General features: G+C 46.9%; 14 protein-coding genes. 9 read left to right on the top strand and 5 right to left on the bottom strand.

From position 1 onward, the window contains the following. Positions 1 to 16 precede the first annotated feature (16 nt). The 3 genes from IE104_RS11210 to IE104_RS11200 are packed head-to-tail and all read right to left on the bottom strand — an operon-like array spanning position 17 to position 1697. Positions 17 to 379, bottom strand: coding sequence for a hypothetical protein (locus tag IE104_RS11210; protein WP_189418593.1), 363 nt, complete (start codon positions 377 to 379; stop codon positions 17 to 19). Beyond that, complete coding sequence (locus IE104_RS11205) at positions 376 to 918, bottom strand: RNA polymerase sigma factor (RefSeq protein WP_189418592.1); 543 nt, start codon at positions 916 to 918, stop codon at positions 376 to 378. Before IE104_RS11205 ends, IE104_RS11210 begins: the two co-directional genes overlap by 4 nt. A 5-nt stretch (positions 919 to 923) precedes the next feature. Then, positions 924 to 1697: a DUF6249 domain-containing protein gene (locus IE104_RS11200; RefSeq protein ID WP_189418591.1), complete on the bottom strand. Its 774-nt coding sequence runs from the start codon at positions 1695 to 1697 to the stop codon at positions 924 to 926. A 323-nt stretch (positions 1698 to 2020) separates the two neighbouring features. Between IE104_RS11200 and IE104_RS11195 the strand changes: the two genes are divergently transcribed. The 5 genes from IE104_RS11195 to IE104_RS11175 all read left to right on the top strand — a co-directional run bounded on the left by IE104_RS11195 (position 2021) and on the right by IE104_RS11175 (position 6948). After that, positions 2021 to 3394 (top strand): S1 family peptidase, encoded by a 1374-nt coding sequence (locus tag IE104_RS11195; RefSeq protein WP_189418590.1) that lies wholly within the window; start codon positions 2021 to 2023, stop codon positions 3392 to 3394. A 2-nt stretch (positions 3395 to 3396) separates the two neighbouring features. After that, a complete protein-coding gene (locus tag IE104_RS11190; RefSeq protein ID WP_189418589.1) occupies positions 3397 to 4380 on the top strand; it encodes an FHA domain-containing protein in 984 nt (327 codons plus the stop codon). Further along, positions 4377 to 5342 carry a PDR/VanB family oxidoreductase gene (locus tag IE104_RS11185; RefSeq protein WP_189418588.1) on the top strand — a complete coding sequence of 322 codons (966 nt, stop codon included), beginning with the start codon at positions 4377 to 4379 and terminating at the stop codon, positions 5340 to 5342. Before IE104_RS11190 ends, IE104_RS11185 begins: the two co-directional genes overlap by 4 nt. Before the next feature lie 146 nt (positions 5343 to 5488). Continuing rightward, positions 5489 to 6460, top strand: coding sequence for an SPFH domain-containing protein (locus tag IE104_RS11180; RefSeq protein WP_189418587.1), 972 nt, complete (start codon positions 5489 to 5491; stop codon positions 6458 to 6460). A 29-nt stretch (positions 6461 to 6489) separates the two neighbouring features. Continuing rightward, a complete protein-coding gene (locus IE104_RS11175) occupies positions 6490 to 6948 on the top strand; it encodes an NfeD family protein (RefSeq protein ID WP_229837850.1) in 459 nt (152 codons plus the stop codon). Between the two features lie 42 nt (positions 6949 to 6990). On the opposite strand, the gene IE104_RS11170 is transcribed toward IE104_RS11175, so the two are convergent. After that, positions 6991 to 7206: a hypothetical protein gene (locus IE104_RS11170; protein ID WP_189418586.1), complete on the bottom strand. Its 216-nt coding sequence runs from the start codon at positions 7204 to 7206 to the stop codon at positions 6991 to 6993. 247 nt (positions 7207 to 7453) lie between these two features. Between IE104_RS11170 and IE104_RS11165 the strand changes: the two genes are divergently transcribed. The 4 genes from IE104_RS11165 to IE104_RS11150 all read left to right on the top strand — a co-directional run bounded on the left by IE104_RS11165 (position 7454) and on the right by IE104_RS11150 (position 16678). Then, the gene (locus IE104_RS11165) at positions 7454 to 9235 is read left to right on the top strand and encodes a DUF1800 domain-containing protein (RefSeq protein WP_189418585.1); all 1782 of its coding nucleotides are present in this window, start codon (positions 7454 to 7456) and stop codon (positions 9233 to 9235) included. A gap of 6 nt (positions 9236 to 9241) precedes the next feature. Further along, positions 9242 to 10672, top strand: a complete 1431-nt coding sequence (locus IE104_RS11160) for a DUF1501 domain-containing protein (protein ID WP_189418584.1) — start codon at positions 9242 to 9244, stop codon at positions 10670 to 10672. Between the two features lie 321 nt (positions 10673 to 10993). Further along, positions 10994 to 15175 (top strand): bifunctional nitrate reductase/sulfite reductase flavoprotein subunit alpha, encoded by a 4182-nt coding sequence (locus tag IE104_RS11155; RefSeq protein ID WP_189418583.1) that lies wholly within the window; start codon positions 10994 to 10996, stop codon positions 15173 to 15175. 99 nt (positions 15176 to 15274) lie between these two features. Next, positions 15275 to 16678: a TonB family protein gene (locus tag IE104_RS11150; protein WP_189418582.1), complete on the top strand. Its 1404-nt coding sequence runs from the start codon at positions 15275 to 15277 to the stop codon at positions 16676 to 16678. 105 nt (positions 16679 to 16783) lie between these two features. On the opposite strand, the gene IE104_RS11145 is transcribed toward IE104_RS11150, so the two are convergent. Further along, positions 16784 to 18865: a winged helix-turn-helix domain-containing protein gene (locus IE104_RS11145; protein WP_189418581.1), complete on the bottom strand. Its 2082-nt coding sequence runs from the start codon at positions 18863 to 18865 to the stop codon at positions 16784 to 16786. Positions 18866 to 18942 lie beyond the last annotated feature (77 nt).

Here is an 18942-nt window from a genome sequence, read left to right as displayed (position 1 = left end):
TTCAACCTTGTGAAACTTAAATTAATTTGGATTGCTTGGCAAACCACAAAGAAGCGCCAGAAACAGCAGTCACAGACATCATCAAACTAATAGTTAACAAACTCGTTACGTCTGCAGAAACCAACAGCGTCCAAACCTTTACTAATACCGCCACCACTGAAAACTGGCTGATCACCAATAAACTGATAATCAGGAAGGGCACCAAAATAATCAACCGCTCTTGCCAGGGCGATAGTTTTTTTGCTGCAGGCAATTTAGCCATGACTTGCGCAGTGAAATCTTCATCCGATAAATAAGGTTGCGCCTGCTTTAATTGCGCGCTTAAAAAATTATCGAAGCCGTCATCATCGAGCAACAGTGTGGGTTCTTGTTTGATCATGCTACCTGACTCCAGGACGCTAAAAGAGTTTGCAATTTTTGTTTACCGCGAGCGACATGGGTTTTTAAAGTGCCAAGAGGGACACCCATGATACTAGCCGCTTCATCGTGTGAAAACCCGTCTTCAAAGCATAGCCTGATTGCGAGCTGTTGCGCAGCAGAAAGTTGCTGCATAGCCGCCTCCACATCCCGCTTGGCGTCGAATTGTTTCAACTCACAATGTTCAGACTCCACGTCTTCGTTATCGTCTAACTCGCACCATTGAATTTTTTTACCGCGCCAACGATTGGCGGCGATATTAAAAGCAATACGGTACAGCCAAGTCGAAAACTTGGCTTCTGCACGGAATGCACCCAGCGCGGCGTAGGCCTTGATAAAGGTCTCTTGCGCGAGATCGTCTGCCAGGTGAGCATCGCCATCACAGAGACGGCGCGCCCAAACCCGCAGTTGCGACTGATAGCGCAAAACCAGCTGCGAGAACGCATGCTGGTCTTTTTTTGCGACTACGCGCGCAATCAATTCCTGATCGGGAACTGACATGCTACTTATTCCTGAACTCGTGCGATGTCAGTGCTTGGCGTAGGGCTCACGCTAGTGCCAGATAACTTCCAGATAATCACCTGGGAAAGCCCCAAGCCGATAAAGACGAACCCGAAGGCTCCGATTTTGATTCCAAACATGATGGTGAGGAAGATTAACCAGCCGATGCCCAAGCCAACATTGCGCACCCCTTTTTGCATGTTTTCGTCCGAATTGTGATAGACGGTGACCTCGCCGTTCACATTACGTTTTACCGCAGCAGGTTCTTCACCTAACAAGAGTTCAACAGGAATATCACGACCTGCGGCCAATAATTTGTCGATATTGGCGTTAATATTGTGTTGGCGACGCGATTTTGCCCGGTAGTGTAGAAAGGCCAAAATAATTAACAGGAGCACAGGTCCGCCAAACAAAAGCGACATGGCAACAATAGGAATGAGAAGATCAGGGCTCATATTAAATCCATCCATTTCATGTCCAAAATCCTGGTGAAAATCACGGCGCATATCTTCCATGGCTTGGCGCATATCGTCGTGAGCTGACTCTACGTCATCCGGTACTGGCGGTATAGGATCTACCGGTGCTGGCGGCACAACAGCCTCTACGGGCGGTACCGGTGCGGCGGCAGCAGAATGTGCAGCCGTGCTAGCGCCGGAGGCTCCTACAGGTACAGGTTTGCCTACCAATTCGGCGGCGTGGCTCAGGGAGAAAGGTGTTAACAAGAGGCCTATGAGCGCCAATTTGCGTAAAGCTTGATGGGCCAATGGGATGATTCGCATAATGATTACTCGTCAGGGTAAGGTGTTAATTCTGGTTTCTGCAAACTGTTGCAACAGTGATTACTGATATAGACACAGCTTGGGATATTTTGGATTCAGATCTGGTTTATTTTTATTCATTCGCCACGGAAGCCGCTTAGCGGTGCCCTGTCATGCCCGCAAATACAAAGTACGCAAGATGCTTCGTTGATGCGTAAGATGCTTCATTGACGCGATAGTACTGTGAAAACCCGCCATTAAATAGAGTGGTCAAGGCTAGGGAGTCTGGGCATACTGATCACCATTTTACTTGTCCAAAGTCGTTACATCAGTCAAGGAACCCTATGATCCTCTTGCGTCTACCGCTTCTACTAGCCTGTTTGTCGCTACCCGTCTTTGCTGCGTCCAGCTCCTCAGCACCCTCTAACGCAGAGAAAGAAGCAGAAGCTGCATCTACCCCACCATCTTCCACCGCCCAGGAACTTTACGCTGCCGCCCAAAGCGATTTGCTTCAAATACGTGTGCTACTTAAAAACGGCCACAGCCAATCAGCAGTGGGTTCAGGTTTTTTAATTGGTACCAGCAATCTGGTTATCACCAACTTTCACGTGGTCTCGCAAATTGCACTGGAACCTGAAACCTATTTAGGCGAGTTCAAAGATACCCAAGGCAAAAGCGGCGATATAGAACTGCTGGCCGTTGATGTACAACACGATTTAGCAGTAGTGCGGGTGAATCGCCAGGGGACAGGATTTTTTAACTTAATCGATCCACCTGCCCCGCTGGCCCAGGGTGAACATCTTTATTCCCTGGGCAACCCCCTGGATTTGGGATTCTTTATTTCCGAAGGCACTTACAACGGCCTGAGCCATCGCGGTTTTAGCGATCAAATTATGTTTACCGGCCCGGTTAACCCCGGCATGAGCGGCGGCCCCAACGTAAAAGCCAATGGACAAGTTGCGGGTGTGAACGTAGCCCATCGTCGCGACGGTGAATTGGTGAGTTTTTTAGTGCCCGCGATATTTGCGCAAAAATTGATTGCCAGCATCACCGAGGCAAGCAAACCACCGACAGATTTTAAACCGATCATTGGTGAACAATTGTTGGCTCACCAAACCATTATGATGAATACCTTGCTTGCCACACCGCTCACCGCAAAAAACCTTGGCCCCTACTCGGTTCCTGTGCGCGAATCGGAACAAGTGCGCTGCTGGGGTAACTCCGATTCAAAACGCGAGAAGACTTACAAAACCGATCAAATTAACTGCCGTATGGAATCTGAAATTTTTGTTTCCAACGATTTGCAAACGGGACAACTTTCTATCAACCACAAATTTGTACAAACCGACCAATTGAATTCGTTGCGGTTCGCCAGGCTAATTGGCAACTCCTTCAACAACCGGGTGAACAGCAATATCAAAGATGATGATGTCACCACACCCAAATGTACGGAGGAATTTATCGCAAACAATAATGTCAGCCATCGCGCAGTAGTATGTGTGCAGGCTTACAAAAAATTTGCAGGACTTTATGATTTCGTGCTCTTTACATCCAGCACCGATGAGCCGCTAATGAATTTACAAAGCCGTTTAGATATAGACGGGGTTTCTTTTGAGAACGGACAAAAGTTTGTGTCGCAATTTCTGGCAGGCTTTAACAAAACTGTAAATTCGGCAAATAAAAAAAATGCGTTGCCTAATACAAAGGAGGCCAAGTAATTATGAGCTTCTTTTATTTTGTTGAAATTCTTAACCACAATGGCGATGTACAAACCCGCTATAAATTTACCGAGTTACCGATCAGCTTGGGCCGTAGCTATCGCAACGATATTATTTTGGATGACCACCACGTTGCAGCGGAACACGCCCTGATCGAGATGGGTGAAAGCGGTATGCTTACCCTGCGTGATTTGGGCAGCCAAAATGGGATAAAAATTAAAGGCAAGCGTCATTCGCAGTTACACATTAACGGCGACACTGTTGTACATCTCGGCCAAACACAAATTCGTGTACGCGATAGTGATTATGCAGTCAGCGCAGAAGTTAGTGTTTCAACCCACCAACATTGGCAAGGTTGGCCGCTGCTCGCTGTTTCAATTCTTATTTTGTGCGCCTTGTCTTTATCAGAAGCCTGGATTAATGACATTAACGAAAATAAGGCCAGTGATTACATTATGGGAATTTTCCCATGGCTTATTTCGGGTGCCGTATGGGCGGGCATTTGGGCCTTGGCAAATCGCGTATTTGGTGGCACCGCCAATTTTAACCGGCATTTATTTACCTTATGTTGCGGCTTGTTAGCGGCGCAAATTTCAGAAATTATTTACACCATATTGGGCTTCTCTTTTTCATGGGAAGCACCGCTGCTTTACAAGGTTCACATAGCCATAGCTATAGCAACCACCACTATTTATTATCATTTGCGTCTGATTAATACCCGCAGGCGCAAACTGATCAAAATCTTATGCATAAGTGCCGCACTCACCATTTCCGGATTGAGATTGCTAAACAATTATCAAACCACTAATAAAGTAGCCGACGAACTTTATATGAGCGAGATATTACCTCCCGCTATGCGGGTTAGCCCTAATCATAGCCTTGCAGAGTTTGATCAATCTATTCAGGATCTGAAAACTGAAATAGATGCGGAGCGCGATAAGGCACTGAAAGAAAAAGCTGAGAAAAAGTCATCCCAGAAACCATGACATCTAATGAGCAAAAACTTGCATTGACAGTAAGCCGAGTGCGCGACTTAACACCGCGCATTCGCGCTTATGAATTGCGCTCAACAACTGGCGAAGAATTACCACTGGTGACTGCGGGTTCGCATATTGCAATACCGGTTCAGTTGGCTGATGGCAAAACCGATGTTCGCCATTACTCTATCTGTAGCAATCCTAACCAGCGCGAATTTTATGAAATTGCTGTTTTGCTTGAAGACAACAGCCGCGGCGGTTCGCAATTTATTTATAATCATTTTCAAACCGGTACGCAAATAGAGTGTGCTCTACCGACTAATAATTTTCATCTCCACGCAGATGCCAGCCCCGCAGTTTTAATTGCCGGCGGAATTGGTATCACCCCCATAATGGCAATAGCTCATACACTCGCATTGCGGGGCCGTCGATTTACACTTCATTATGCTGGTCGCCATAAAAAGGATATGGCTTTTGTGCCAGAGCTGGAAAATAATTTTCCACGCAGTTTATTTTTTTATGATGCCGACGAAGGTAAACGCCTGGACCTTATGAACCTGCTTGGCGATGCAACTAGCAATACATTGTTTTATGCGTGCGGCCCGCAAAAAATGCTGGATGATATTGAAACCAGCGCACGCTTACTGTGTATTGCAAAAGATAGAATCCAGATTGAACACTTTTCTGCACCGGGATCCGAGCAAGATACACCTCTCTTACTGGAATTAGCCTATTCCAACAAATTAATTAAGGTAAATGCTAACCAGCCTTTGCTAAATGCCGTGCGCGATGCAGGTGTTGAGGTCAAATTCGATTGTTGCGTTGGCGATTGCGGAAGTTGCGCAGTAAAAGTTCTTGAAGGTGAAGCAGAGCATCGCGATCATGTGTTAAGTGATTCACAAAAAAGCCAAGGCTACATGTGCTTGTGTGTCTCACGTGCAAAGGGCGAGAAACTTGTAATTGCACTCTAGGTCGCGACATCTAGCGGTAAATCCAGCTATTGATTACCGCTCCGGTTTGCTTGCTAAACACCGCCTATTGCTTATATTCTCATGCCACAACGAATCTGGTTTTATCGTTTTTTCGTTCCATTAAAATTTTATAAAGGATGCACGCTATGGACTCACTTTTTTCGTTTCTATCCAATCCGTCTTTTTGGATTGCGGCCGTTTTACTATTTGCGCTTAAAAAAGGGATTCATTTTGTTCCGCAAAACCGCGGCTATGTGATTTATCGTATGGGTAAATACACTAAAACCTTGGGTTCAGGCTTTAACTGGATTGTTCCTTTTCTAGACTCAGTTGCCGCTGACCGCAACCTCAAAGAACAAACCTTGGTTGTGCCACACCAATCAGCCATTACCAAAGACAACGTCGCACTTATGATTGACGGCGTGCTCTTTATTAAAGTGATTGATGCGGCAGCGGCGACCAACAATATTACCGATTACAAATTGGCAACCACGCAGTTGGCCATGACCTCTATGCGTAACGCAATCGGTACCATGGAGTTGGACGAGTGTTTCCAAAACCGCGCAGCCATTAACGCAGAAATTCAAAAAGCCATGCTGGAAGCCACGCAACCCTGGGGCATTTTGGTATTACGTTTCGAGTTGTTGGAAATTACAATTCCTGCTTCTATTAAAGAAGATATGGAAAGACAAATGTCTGCCGAGCGTCAAAAGCGTTCTGCAATTTTAACGGCTGAAGGTGAAAAAGCCGCAGCTATCGCCAAAGCTGAAGGCCAAAAAGCGGCGATTGTATTGGAAGCAGAAGCTGCAAAAGAACAACAAGTACTTGCTGCAATGGCGAGTAAGGAATCGCAAATTCTGGAAGCAGAAGGTAAATCTGCTGCGATCAAATTAGTTGCCTTTGCAGATGCAGAAGCTTTACAAACCGTGGGTGATGCCGCCGCAACACCTAATGGGCGCGTTGCTGTGAATTTTAAACTTGCGCAGAGCACAATTGACGCGCACAAAGCCATCGCGAAAGAAGGCACTATTGTTTTGAGCGATGGCAGAACAGGTGATAACGTTGCAAGTACAGTAGCGCAAGCTTTAGCTGTATCTTCAACAATTAATCATGCATAAATCAGCAATCCATAATCAGGAGCAGCGCCGTGATTGAATATTTTTCACAGCACCAGGATTATTTTTTCTACGCATTAGCGGGAATTTGTTTGTTGGTAGAACTGGCACTGCTTGGCATGAGCGGCCCCTTGCTATTCGTTGCATTGGGCAGCTTACTAACGGGCGCTTTTATTTCGCTCGGTTTGGTGCATGCATTCAGCGTTGCCATAGTGTTGCTTGCTGGCTTATCCGTTTCCAGCGCGGCATTGTTATGGGGGCCGCTTAAAAAACTGCAAAACAAAGAAGTCGGCCCCGAAACCAGCAGTGACATGGTTGGAAAAGTATTGCTCGTAACATCACGTATTACATCAATTGATGGCCGCGTAAGTTACTCAGGAGTGGATTGGTTGGCACGCCTGGATAATTCAAGCAGCGAACCTGTAGAAGCTGGAAGCCAGGTGCAGGTGACCAGCGTTGAGGGTACTCTTTTAATCGTAAAACTCGTTTGATATTTCACCCCACCTGAGCCCTCGCAGGTTCAGGTGCGGCCATCACTTTTTCTTTTTGGATTTTTTCCAAAGCCACCAACCATAAACGCCAAGCGCAGCGCCTAATAAGGCTTGGAAAAGGCTGAATGCAGTTCGCTGGTCAGGGCTCATACCATCCATAAAAGACGTGTAGGTGTAGACAATTTTGGGCAGCAGATAAATAGTCAGGAGCGTCAGGAGGATCGCGACAATCGCCGCAAGGATTCGAACTTTTAACATGATAAGAAGACTTCGATTTTTCAGAGGCAGCCAGCTTAGTGGGTGCCGCACACTTAGGCAACCAGTAAAAAGATGGCGTAGGCAATCCAGTGAACGCCACAATCTTGCTATGCCATCCTCCAATAAAATTACATCCACCTTTACAAAAATTGAACACTTTGTATGCAGCATAGATGATTGATGCACCCTATACTCAAGCCTTAGATTTATACGCGAATCACTGATTCCCTATTTTGGCAGGCCACCTATGCATAATAACAACGTGGTACAAGCACCAATCTCATCAAATACCATAACTGAAGATCTTCCCGTAAAGCTTACTTCTGCAGCCTATTCGTCAGCTGGAGTAGCCAGCTTGGTAGCCTTGGCCACCAATAGTTGCGGCGGTGGAGGAAGCGGGGCAAGTAGCGGTGGCGGCATTCAAACCAGTTCGACTGCAAGCTCGGTCGCACCTCAACTGCTTTACACCAAAGCAGAAGCTGCCCGGTTTTTATTGCAAACACAATTCACGGCGACCGATGAAGAAATCCTCGCCGTAAGAACCTCAGGCTACGACGCTTGGCTCACCACGCAATTCAATTCAGCCATCGACCAAACCGGCGCGCAGTGGTTAACCGCTAGCGGTCACGCCACCCCCAAAAAAGATGGCAACTATTTTAATCCTGTGTTTGGCGATTGGATGGCATGGAATCAATTGCTCACGGGCACAGGCCAAGTGCGCAAACGTTTGTCGCTCGCGCTTTCCGAATTTTTTGTGGTGTCATTAAATCCTATCGATGGCTTTTGGCCGCCTATGCTCATTGCTGGCTACTGGGATTTACTCAATGCAAAAGTTTTCGATAATTTCAGAAACTTGTTGGAAGACATTAGCCTTAACCCTGCGATGGGTTTTTACCTCAACACCAAAGGCAACTTAAAAGAAGATGCCGAAAGTGGTAGGCAACCCGACGAAAACTATGCGCGTGAAATCATGCAATTGTTTTCAATTGGGCTTTACGAATTAAATTTGGATGGCTCCTTAAAAACCAACGCACAGGGCAATCCAATTGAAACCTATGTGCAATCCGATATCACCAATCTTGCGCGTGTTTTTACCGGTTACGATTGGGATTATTCCAAAGTCACACAACAACATGGTTTTGAATCCTATCCGGTTCCCACACCCGAGTTCACCAGCGGGCGCATGGCATTTGATGCGAAAAAACACTCCAATTTAGCAGTGAGTTTTTTAGGAACTAATATTCCCGCAAACACATCAGGCGCTGATGCGCTGCGCATCGCGTTAGATACCTTATTTAATCACGCCAACACCGGGCCATTTTTTGCGAAGCAAATGATCCAACGCTTGATCACATCCAATCCAAGCCCTGCGTATATTCAACGTGTTGCAACCGTGTTTAATAATAACGGTGCAAATGTGCGTGGTGATCTAAAAGCGGTGTGGCGAGCAATCCTGACGGATACCGAAGCGCGCACATTGCCGAGCAACAACACCGCCGGGAAATTGCGTGAACCTATAGTGCGACTTACACAAATTGCACGCACTTTTAACGTGAGCAGCACTAACGGCAAATGGGAAATTTACGATCTTTCCAATGCGGATACTGGTTTAGGCCAGGCACCTTTACGTTCACCATCGGTATTTAATTTTTTTCGCCCCGGATACGTGCCCCCCAATACAGCGTTGGCATCTCAAGGATTACTCGCGCCGGAATTTCAACTGCACAATGAAACTTCCACAGCGGGTTACATCAACATGGTGGCTTATTTTATTAAGTCCGGTTACGCCGATGTAAAAGTCAGCCTCAGTGCAATTGAATCACTTGCGACCGATGCAAAAGCCTTGGTGGAATGGTTGAATTTACATTTAACGGCCAATCAACTTTCTGCAGCGACGCTTGATATTATTCAGCAAGCTCTTGAAGCAAATCCGGTGACAGCATCAAGCTCCAGCAATGCAAAAAATGATCGCCTTTACGCAGCCATTTTATTAGTAGCTGCCTGCCCTGAATACTTAATCCAGAAGTAGCGAACTATGCATATTAATAAAATAAATGACATGACTCGCCGCGCTTTTTTAAAACGTGCGGGCGCACTTTCTATTATGGGCGCAGGCGCACCACTTGCGCTAAATCTTGCAGGTATTAGCGAAGCAGCTGCATTTGAAGCGAGTGATTACAAAGCATTAGTATGCGTATTTTTATTTGGCGGCAACGATTACGCCAATACAGTCGTGCCTTTTGATACCGCCAATTACGATCTCTACAGCAGTATTCGCGGCGGTGGTGTAAACCGTACAGCAGGCGGCATAGCTTTGGCGCACGATGCACTCACCGCGACAAAACTGCAAACACTCAAACCCCAAACACTCACCAACAACATTCAATATGCTTTATCGCCCGAATTGAAATCCATGGCGGGATTATTTAATTCCGGCAAAGCGGCAGTGCAATTAAATATCGGACCACTACTGACACCACTCACACTCGCACAATACAAAGGTTCAGACCGCGTAAAATATCCGCTGCCACCAAAATTATTTTCACACAACGATCAGCAATCCATTTGGCAAGCATTGAACAGCGAAGGTGCAACGCGCGGTTGGGGCGGCTATATGGGTGACCTTGCGCTGTCGAGTAACAGCATCAGCACTCTGACTTGCATTTCTGCCTCAGGCAACGCGGTATTTTTAGCGGGCAATAATGCGCTGCAATATCAAATCAGCCCCTCGGGAGCGATTCCTATTTGGCCCGCAAAAGGTTCAGCATTTAACTCTACTGCTGCGTCCACCGCGTTAAAAAAATTAATTACCCAAAGCAGCAATCACATTTTGGAAAATGAATTAGCCATAGTGACCAAGCGTTCAATGGAACTGGAAGAAGTAGTTAACGCGGCCTTGAATCCCGTGAACTTATCCACGTCATTTGATCGCGATAACAAAAAGAATTCACTCGCGGATCAATTAAAAGTCGTCGCGCGTTTGATAGGTGCACGCACCACCCTGGGCGCGAAACGTCAGGTGTTTTTTGTTTCATTAGGTGGGTTTGATACACACGATGGCCTTACCGAAAACCACCCGAAATTACTGGCGCAAGTCGACGAAGCCATGAGCGCGTTTTACCAGGCAACGGTCGAATTAGGTGTTGCCGATAAAGTCACCAGTTTTACAGCATCCGATTTTGGCCGAACACTCGCATCCAATGGCGACGGTTCAGATCACGGTTGGGGTGGCCATCATTTCGTGGTGGGCGGCGCTGTCAACGGCGGACAGTTTTATGGTACAGCTCCGCAAATCTCCCTCACCAGCGATGATCAGGTCGGACAAGGGCGCTTGTTGCCGTCAACCTCGGTAGATCAACTCGCTGCGACCTTGGCGCGCTGGTTTGGGGTTAGTAGTACGGAAATCAATTCGATTTTGCCGAATGTGAGTCGGTTTGCGAGTAGTAATTTGGGGTTTATGCGTTAACAAAACTGCATATTTGCACCACAAAAACGCATTTTTCATTCTCATCGTTGGGGCACAGTATTGGATCACCTCAAAAAATCGCCCCACAAGACTACCAACTCGTGCCCACAGGCCATTTTTGTGCACCATAGATGATCAAAAAATTCTTGAAATCACGCCTTTAACCCAGCCATTCACCACCAACCAGATAGCTTTCCTAGTCTAATTGCTAATTTTGGCGACTCAATTCAAGAAGTTAACTGCATTTAAAACCTCAATCGCTTAAATCGACACCTATGGCATAGCGCTTGCAAAACTCCCAGCAATCCGGAGTTTTGTATTATGTCTTCTAGCGTTATGAATCCTGCTGTCACCAAAACTGTTTCATCGGTCTGCCCTTACTGCGGCGTCGGCTGTGGCATGTTGCTGGAAACCGATGGCAAGAAAATCCTGAAAGTCAGCGGCGATAAAAATCACCCCACCAACTTTGGCCGCCTATGCACCAAAGGCCAAACCAGCGCCCAAGCGCTGCGCGAATCTGGCCGTATGGAAGCAGCTTTTGTGCGCAATGATCGCACCGCACAATCTGTGCAAACGCCAATGGATGAGGCGATCAAAACCACCGCCAAACGCTTGAAGGCGATTTTGGATGAGCACGGCCCAGACGCTCTCTCCTTCTACGTTTCCGGGCAAATGTCCATCGAGTCGCAATATCTGGTCAACAAGCTCGCCAAGGGTTTTGTGCGCACCAACAATATCGAATCCAACTCGCGCTTGTGTATGGCGAGTGCGGGCGCGGGTTACAAGCTGTCGCTCGGCTCCGATGCTCCACCCGGCTCCTATCAAGACTTCGAACACACCGATCTTTTTTTCGTGATCGGTGCCAACATGGCTGACTGCCATCCCATCCTTTATTTGCGCATGATGGATCGCATCAAAGCCGGTGCGAAATTGATTGTGGTTGACCCGCGCCGCACGCTCACCGCTGAAAAATCTGAACTGTTTATGCAGATCAAATCCGGTACGGATTTGGCGCTGCTCAACGGCTTGTTGCATCTGCTGGTCGAAAACGGCCATACCGACCCGGAGTTTATCGCGCAATTCACCCAAGGCTGGGAGGCTATGCCGGAGTTTCTGGCGGATTACACGCCCGCCAAAGTCGCCACCATTACCGGCATTCCCGAGGACGATATCCGCAAAACCGCGAAGATGATCGGCGAAGCCAAGAATTTTATGACCTGCTGGACCATGGGCTTGAACCAGTCCACGCACGGTACCTGGAACACCAACGCCATCTGCAACCTGCATTTGGCCACGGGCAAAATTTGCTCACAAGGCAGCGGCCCCTTCTCGCTCACTGGCCAACCCAACGCCATGGGCGGCAGAGAAATGGGTTATATGGGGCCTGGCCTACCCGGCCAGCGCACCTTACTCGCTGAACCCGACCGCAACTTTATTGAGGATATGTGGGGCATCCCACGCGGCAACATTAGCACCAAGCTCGGCAAGGGCACGGTGGATATGTTTGAACGCATGGCCGCCGGTGAGATTAAAGCCTGTTGGGTGATTTGCACCAACCCGGTCGCCAGTATTCCCAACCGCAAAATCGTAATCGATGGCCTGCAACGCGCCGAACTGGTGATCGCGCAAGACGCCTTCCTCGATACCGAAACCAATCGCTACGCCGATATTCTTTTGCCCGGCGCGCTTTGGGCAGAAGCCGAAGGGGTGATGATCAACTCCGAACGCAATCTCACACTTATGCAAGAAGCCTTGCCACCACCGGGCGAAGCCATGGCGGATTGGGAAATTGTCGCCAAAGTGGCCTGCGAGATGGGCTTTGCCGATGGTTTTAGCTTTAACTCCGCCGAAGAAGTCTTCGAAGAAATCAAACGCAGTTACAACCCCAAAACCGGCTACGATTTGCGCGGCGTAAGCTACAGCCGCTTGCGCGAAACCCCGATCCAATGGCCTTGCGCGAGCAAAGACAGCAGCGACCGCAATCCCATTCGCTACCTGAATACCGGCATCAACCAAACGCTTAAAGTGCTTGAAGATGGCAGCACACCTGCGCTTTTGTTCGCGACCGACTCCGGCAAAGCCAACTTCTTCGCCCGCCCCCATGTGGACGCGGTGGAAATGCCCGACGGCGATTATCCGTTTATCCTCAACACCGGCCGCCTGCAGCACCAATGGCACACCATGACCAAGACCGGCAAGGTGCCCACGCTTAACAAATTAAACCCCGCGCCTTTTGTGGAAATCCACCCCGAAGACGCCGCCGAGCTCGGCATTAAATCCAAAGATAAAGTTGAGGTGCGCTCGCGCCGCGGCTACGCCATACTGCCGGCGATCGTGACTGATCGCGTGCTGCCCGGCGCCTGCTTCGCGCCCTTTCACTGGAACGATATTTACGGCGAAAATTTAACGATCAACGCGGTTACCAGCGATGCGATTGATGCGATTTCGCAACAACCCGAATTAAAAGTGTGTGCCGTTGCACTCAAGCGCGTTGAAGTTTTTGCCGACGATTCGCAAGCGCAACATGCAAGCGCGGCACAAACGAGTTTAGCTCAAACCAGTATGGCTTTTGCCGCTTTGAGCGAGGAAACCAGCATGACCTTGATCGACACTTTCGCCACCACGCTCGGTTTGAAAGCTGTGGTTGCTCCCGAATTATCGGTAGAAGAGAAAACCTTCTTAAGCGGATTTATCGGCGGTTTAACCGCCAGCGCAAAACTTATCAATGCAGTGCCAACCTTGCCGCAAGATTGTCCTGTAAGCCCTGCGAATCGCGTTTACGTTAACGGATTACTCGCCGGATTATTTAGCAGAACACTTCCGATTGGCGTAAGCGCAAATGCAGTAAATGCAAAGCCTGCACTCAATATTTTGTGGGCATCGCAAACCGGCAACGCCGAAGCCCTCGCGGAAAAATTCGCTGAACAATTGAGCGGCAGCTGGAACGTAAATTTGTTGGCGATGAATGACTACAGCGTGGAAAAACTCGCGCAAGATAAACATGCGATTTTCGTCACCAGCACCTTTGGCGATGGTGATGCGCCCGACAGCGGCGGCGATTTCTGGGGACAACTCAGTGGCGATTCAGCACCCAATCTCGCCAACTTAGAATTCGCATTGCTCGCACTCGGCGATTCCAACTACGATCAATTCTGCGGCCACGGCAAAAAATTATTTGCCCGCCTGCAAGCCCTCGGCGCCAAGCCTTTGGTTGAGCGCGTGGATTGCGATACCGATTTTGAAACTCCAGCGAACGAATGGTTTACTAAACTGAATGAATCACTCAAGGCACATTTGCCTAAAGAGACTTCATCCAACATGACCGACATCACAAGCTCTAGCACGAAAAAAGCCGAAGGTGGTTTCACCAAAACCAATCCCTATTTATCGCGCCTTGTGATTAATAAACGTTTGAACAGCGGCAGCAACACCAAAGACACGCGCCAATTCGGTTTTGATTTGGGCGCACTCGGCAACAAAGAGGGCGGCTTAAGTTACGAAGCGGGCGATGCGTTGGGTGTATGGCCACAAAACTGCCCTGATTTAGTTAATGAGTTGGCGATTGCACTTAACGTAAACCGTGAAGCACCCGTGATTGTGGACGCCAACGAAAAACCGCTACGCGAAGCTCTGCAACACAACTTTGAAATTTGCCGCCCGAGCAACGAAGCACTGCAATTTATTGCGCAACGTTCCGGCAGTAAAGAATTGGCGGGACTTTTACATGCCGATAAAAAAGCCGATTTGCAAAACTGGCTTTACGGTCGTCAATTGGTAGACATCATTCACGAATTCCCCGTGCGCTGCAGCGTGGACGAATTTATGCCGTTACTAAAACGCATTCAACCGCGTTTATATTCCATTGCATCCAGCTCGAAAGAATTACCACAGCAAGTTCATCTCACCGTTTCAGCGGTGCGCTATGAAAGATTTTTTCACGGCAAAAAAATTCGCAAAGGCGTGAGTTCAACGTTCCTGGCAGATCGTGCAGACGGCGTGGATATTCCACTCTTTATCCAAGCCAATAAAAATTTCCGCGTACCAGGAGATGGCAACTTGCCAATTATGATGGTCGGCCCCGGAACCGGTGTTGCACCCTTCCGTGGATTCCTACAAGAACGCCGCGCGCGCGGCGATAGCGGTAAAAACTGGCTATTCTTCGGCGAGCAACACGCGGCTACGGATTTCTACTACCAAGACGAATTAGAAGAATTCCAAAAGCAAGGCGTACTCACAGAATTAAGCCTCGCCTTCTCACGCGATCAACAACAAAAAATTTACGTGCAAGACCGCATGCGCGAAAACGGCGAAAAAATCTGGAACTGGATTGATGCCGAAGGCGGGTATTTCTACGTGTGCGGCGATGCAAGCCGTATGGCAAAAGATGTAGACAACGCACTGCGCGATATCATCCAAAAATACGGAAAATTCGACGAAGCCGAAACAGCCAACTACATGCGTAAATTAAATATGGATAAACGTTATGTGCGGGATGTGTATTAATTAACACCACATCCCTTTATTTGTTAGACAAATACATTTCCTTTATGATGGCACCATGGATACACCAACAAGCCCATCTAGCCAACAAAAGGAATCTGTGTGAAGATCATATCTCCCTCCCGCGTTAACAAAGGTTTTGGTGTAGCAGCCTTAACCTTATTCAATTTTCTTTTTATCATTAGCACTCCGCTCGCCCACGCCGATTTTGACAGCGCAATGGCACTCTACGAGGCCAAGGATTTTACCAGCGCCATGACCGAGTTTAAGCGCTTGTCATCACTAGGCCATAAGCACTCTCAGATGAATCTTGGCGTAATGTACTTTAGAGGAGAAGGCATAGACAAAAATCCAATTGAAGCTTATGCGTGGACAGCACTTGCGGCATCCGATGGTGATGCCAATAAAGCACACGTGCGCGACCTGATAAACAAACGCCTAACACCAGACGAAAAGTCACAAGCGTTAGCCAGAGCCACTGAATTGCTCGCACAAATGAGTGATCAAGCGCTACAAGAAAAACTCACACCTGTGATGCTCTCGGATATGGAGTGTCAATTTCAGCTTGCACCCTTAAAAATGCCTGCGCCGTTATACCCTAACGAACTCATTAACCAAAACAAGGGCGGATCGGTTGATGTTGAATATACAATCGACAAACTCGGTTTTGCGCGCGACTATTCAATCATCGTAGCCACCGATAAAGGTTTTGAGAAAGCTGTACTCACGGCGCTCAAAAAATGGCAGTACCAACCCGTATTGGTCGACGGTAAAGCCACTGAAGTAGCCGTTACTCAATTGCGCGCAAAGTTTAGTATTGCGGGTTCAACCCTCAATAAAGATGCCGTTAAAAAATATATTGACGAGTTAAGAGGCAAAGCAGAATCTGGCAAAGTGGTGGATATGTATTCTTTCGCCTATATCGCAAATTTATTGCCAGAACTTCAGGTGCAAAAGCAAGAATCCAACAGTTGGTATTTCAAAGCCGCACAAGCGGGTTTGCCACATGCGCAATATGAAATTGGCAAAGCTTTAATGCGCGGCGAAGGCTGCAAAACAGATCAAACCAAGGGGGTCTATTGGCTGACCTTGGCCGCCAAAAGTAACAACCCAAACGCGCAGTATTTTCTGGGAGTTTCGCTTTTAAATTCAAATAAGTTTGCGCAAAACAAACAGCAAGCGATTGAGTGGTTGAATCACGCCGTTGCCGGTGGCCACGAAAAAGCAGCCATGCGCCTTGCATGGATTTTAGCAACCGATACAAATGACAGTGTCCGCGACCCCAAACGCGCCATGGAGTTAGTCACAAACATTTATGAGAAGTACCCGGATCAACTCCGCGCAAATGAAAATCTAGCCGCAGCGCAGGCAGCCAATGGTATATTTGATGAAGCGATTAAAACCCAAAAAACAGCCATAAATTTAGCAAAGAAAATTGATTATCCACTAACAGAATTGGAAGCGCGTTTAGTAGCCTACCAACAGCACCAAGCATGGCGAGAGTAACAGTCTATTTCTAGCATCCAAAAAATACGGAAAATTTGACGAAGCCGAAACCGCAAACCATATGCGTAAATTAAATATGGATAAACGTTATGTGCGGGATGTGTATTAATCCCGCAGCTGCATTTTCATAATATCGCCAGATGAAGGCTTGGTATCCATCACTAAGAGTTTTTCACCATCTTCCGCAATATCAAACACCTTCCAAAAAGGAATATCACTTACAAAAACCGGTGACCCATTGGCTACTGACAAAGAATAGAAGCAGGTTTTATGAGCCCACTCTATTTGGCAACTTGTGTAAAACCCATCGTTCGTTTTATTCAGGGTGATTTTTCGCGGCGCCAAGGCTGTTAAATCAGAAATTTTGTCGTGCAATATTTTTTCTTGTTTCGTTTCCAAATCCCGCTCTACCAAGGCGTGACGGGCATAGTCAACATACACCACTCTTCTTCCATCCAGATCCTTTACGTACAAGCCGGATTTTTCAGCGAACAGGGATTGCTTTAAGGTAATGGCATCATAATTAAACAGATTGATCTCTGCTTCGTGTTCGCTGGCATATATGACCCTGTCGTCGTTACTCCACCCCAGCGGATGACGGCGAGAAGGCGTTTTAACGTGGTTTAATAATTTACCGGTTTCAACATCAACTACACCTAAAGACAAACCTTCCGTACGATATCCAACCACAAGCTTTTTATTATCATGTGATAACGAAAACCAGGTCATAGATAAAGCATTCAACTTTGTAATCTGTTTAACAGATTTTAATTCTGTATCGTAGCGCCACACATCGTAGTAACCCGTGCGGTTAGAGATGAAATAGATAAACTTATTATTACCGACAAACATCCCCTGTATATCGATGCCACTCGAATTTAATTCAGGCAAGGGTAATATTTCTGATTTTTTAGCAGAAACCATTTGGATATCTGCATTTTTCTGTAGATTGGTATAAAAGATAATGTTACGACTAACATCAAATTGCGCATCAACAATCTTTTCCGAACCTGAAGAACGAAGCACTAATTGTGGTCGTTTTTGTTCATCAACAAACCAAATTCCCTCAGCCGCCCCCATAACACCAACGACTAAAACAGACTGATCATTAATAGCAACAAGCTTATTAATTTCACTAAAATGACTACTATTGTTAATTGTCGTAATTTTCTTCGTATTTAAATCTAACGAAATAATAGCAGGGCTATCATATTCGTTCTGTACCATCAACAAAGTATTGGATTTCGTCGAATGTTGTAATTGACCAATTTTATGGGGGAGCCCTGAAATCGAATCACGCCAAGTTTGTTGTTTACCATTACGCAAATTGAGTGATTTCAATTCAATGAGATCATTATTCTGAAACTCTAGAAAGAATAAATTTTCGGTATCGCCACTAGCCATGGCCAACTTCATAATTCGCTTGGCAGACGTATAAAGAATCTGCGGCGGTTGCCCTTGATAATTACGCACCAGCTGACTCTCGCCACCTGCTTGGCGAATATAAGCAACGGTATTGGCATCAATCCAAATAGGTGATGTTTTGAAAAAATCATCACGCACCCAAAGAATATCTTTTGCGTTAGCCAAATCGCGACTGTAAAGATCATTTCTCTGATCAAACTCATGAATAAACAAAAGCTTGGTGCCATCAGCACTCAGGCTGATATCCCTTTCAACTCCTTCCATTTTATTTAAGGGCAGGATGCTTTCGATTTCAACATTCGGAATCGTGTATTTTTGCCAGATCCCAAACAGAACAATGATCAACAGAATTGCGGCCGCACTGTAGACGGTCCATGATATTTTTTTGGCGACCAGAACCTTGGTAGTCAGGGGTTCAAGTGGAGGGGAATCCTTGACGACTTCTGCATCCACTAAAAAGCGGTAGCCTTTTTTCGGGATGGTCTCAATATATTTAGGCTGTTTTGCATCATCCCCCAAGGCATTGCGCAGCGCGAAAATAGCGCGAGTAATTGACTCTTCGCCGACCACAACATCCGACCAAATAGCTTGGGTTATGTCCTGACGAGAAATAACATCCCGCCCTTGCGCAGCCAATAGGCAGAGCAAGCTAATAAGTTTTGGCTCAAGGCGCTTTTCGACACCATTTAAATAGATCGTATTAGATTTTGGATCAACAACAATCTTATCGAAAGAAAATTTATCCATTAATAAAGCTTTCACACCAGCATCTATCCATTTGATTTATATAGAGATAATAAATAAATATTTTCATTATTTTATCGTAATGGCAATAGCCA

Source organism: Cellvibrio zantedeschiae (genome assembly GCF_014652535.1).
In the GTDB taxonomy this organism is placed as follows: domain Bacteria; phylum Pseudomonadota; class Gammaproteobacteria; order Pseudomonadales; family Cellvibrionaceae; genus Cellvibrio; species Cellvibrio zantedeschiae.
The sequence above is the reverse complement of the archived record's forward strand: the minus strand, read 5'-3'. Positions and strand labels throughout refer to the sequence as shown.

Bases quoted from the DNA above. Each gene is read 5' to 3' on its own strand.
- IE104_RS11210 (WP_189418593.1), bottom strand. From the start codon at position 379: ATGATCAAACAAGAACCCACACTGTTGCTCGATGATGACGGCTTCGAT.
- IE104_RS11205 (WP_189418592.1), bottom strand. From the start codon at position 918: ATGTCAGTTCCCGATCAGGAATTGATTGCGCGCGTAGTCGCAAAAAAA.
- IE104_RS11200 (WP_189418591.1), bottom strand. From the start codon at position 1,697: ATGCGAATCATCCCATTGGCCCATCAAGCTTTACGCAAATTGGCGCTC.
- IE104_RS11195 (WP_189418590.1), top strand. From the start codon at position 2,021: ATGATCCTCTTGCGTCTACCGCTTCTACTAGCCTGTTTGTCGCTACCC.
- IE104_RS11190 (WP_189418589.1), top strand. From the start codon at position 3,397: ATGAGCTTCTTTTATTTTGTTGAAATTCTTAACCACAATGGCGATGTA.
- IE104_RS11185 (WP_189418588.1), top strand. From the start codon at position 4,377: ATGACATCTAATGAGCAAAAACTTGCATTGACAGTAAGCCGAGTGCGC.
- IE104_RS11180 (WP_189418587.1), top strand. From the start codon at position 5,489: ATGGACTCACTTTTTTCGTTTCTATCCAATCCGTCTTTTTGGATTGCG.
- IE104_RS11170 (WP_189418586.1), bottom strand. From the start codon at position 7,206: ATGTTAAAAGTTCGAATCCTTGCGGCGATTGTCGCGATCCTCCTGACG.
- IE104_RS11165 (WP_189418585.1), top strand. From the start codon at position 7,454: ATGCATAATAACAACGTGGTACAAGCACCAATCTCATCAAATACCATA.
- IE104_RS11160 (WP_189418584.1), top strand. From the start codon at position 9,242: ATGCATATTAATAAAATAAATGACATGACTCGCCGCGCTTTTTTAAAA.
- IE104_RS11155 (WP_189418583.1), top strand. From the start codon at position 10,994: ATGTCTTCTAGCGTTATGAATCCTGCTGTCACCAAAACTGTTTCATCG.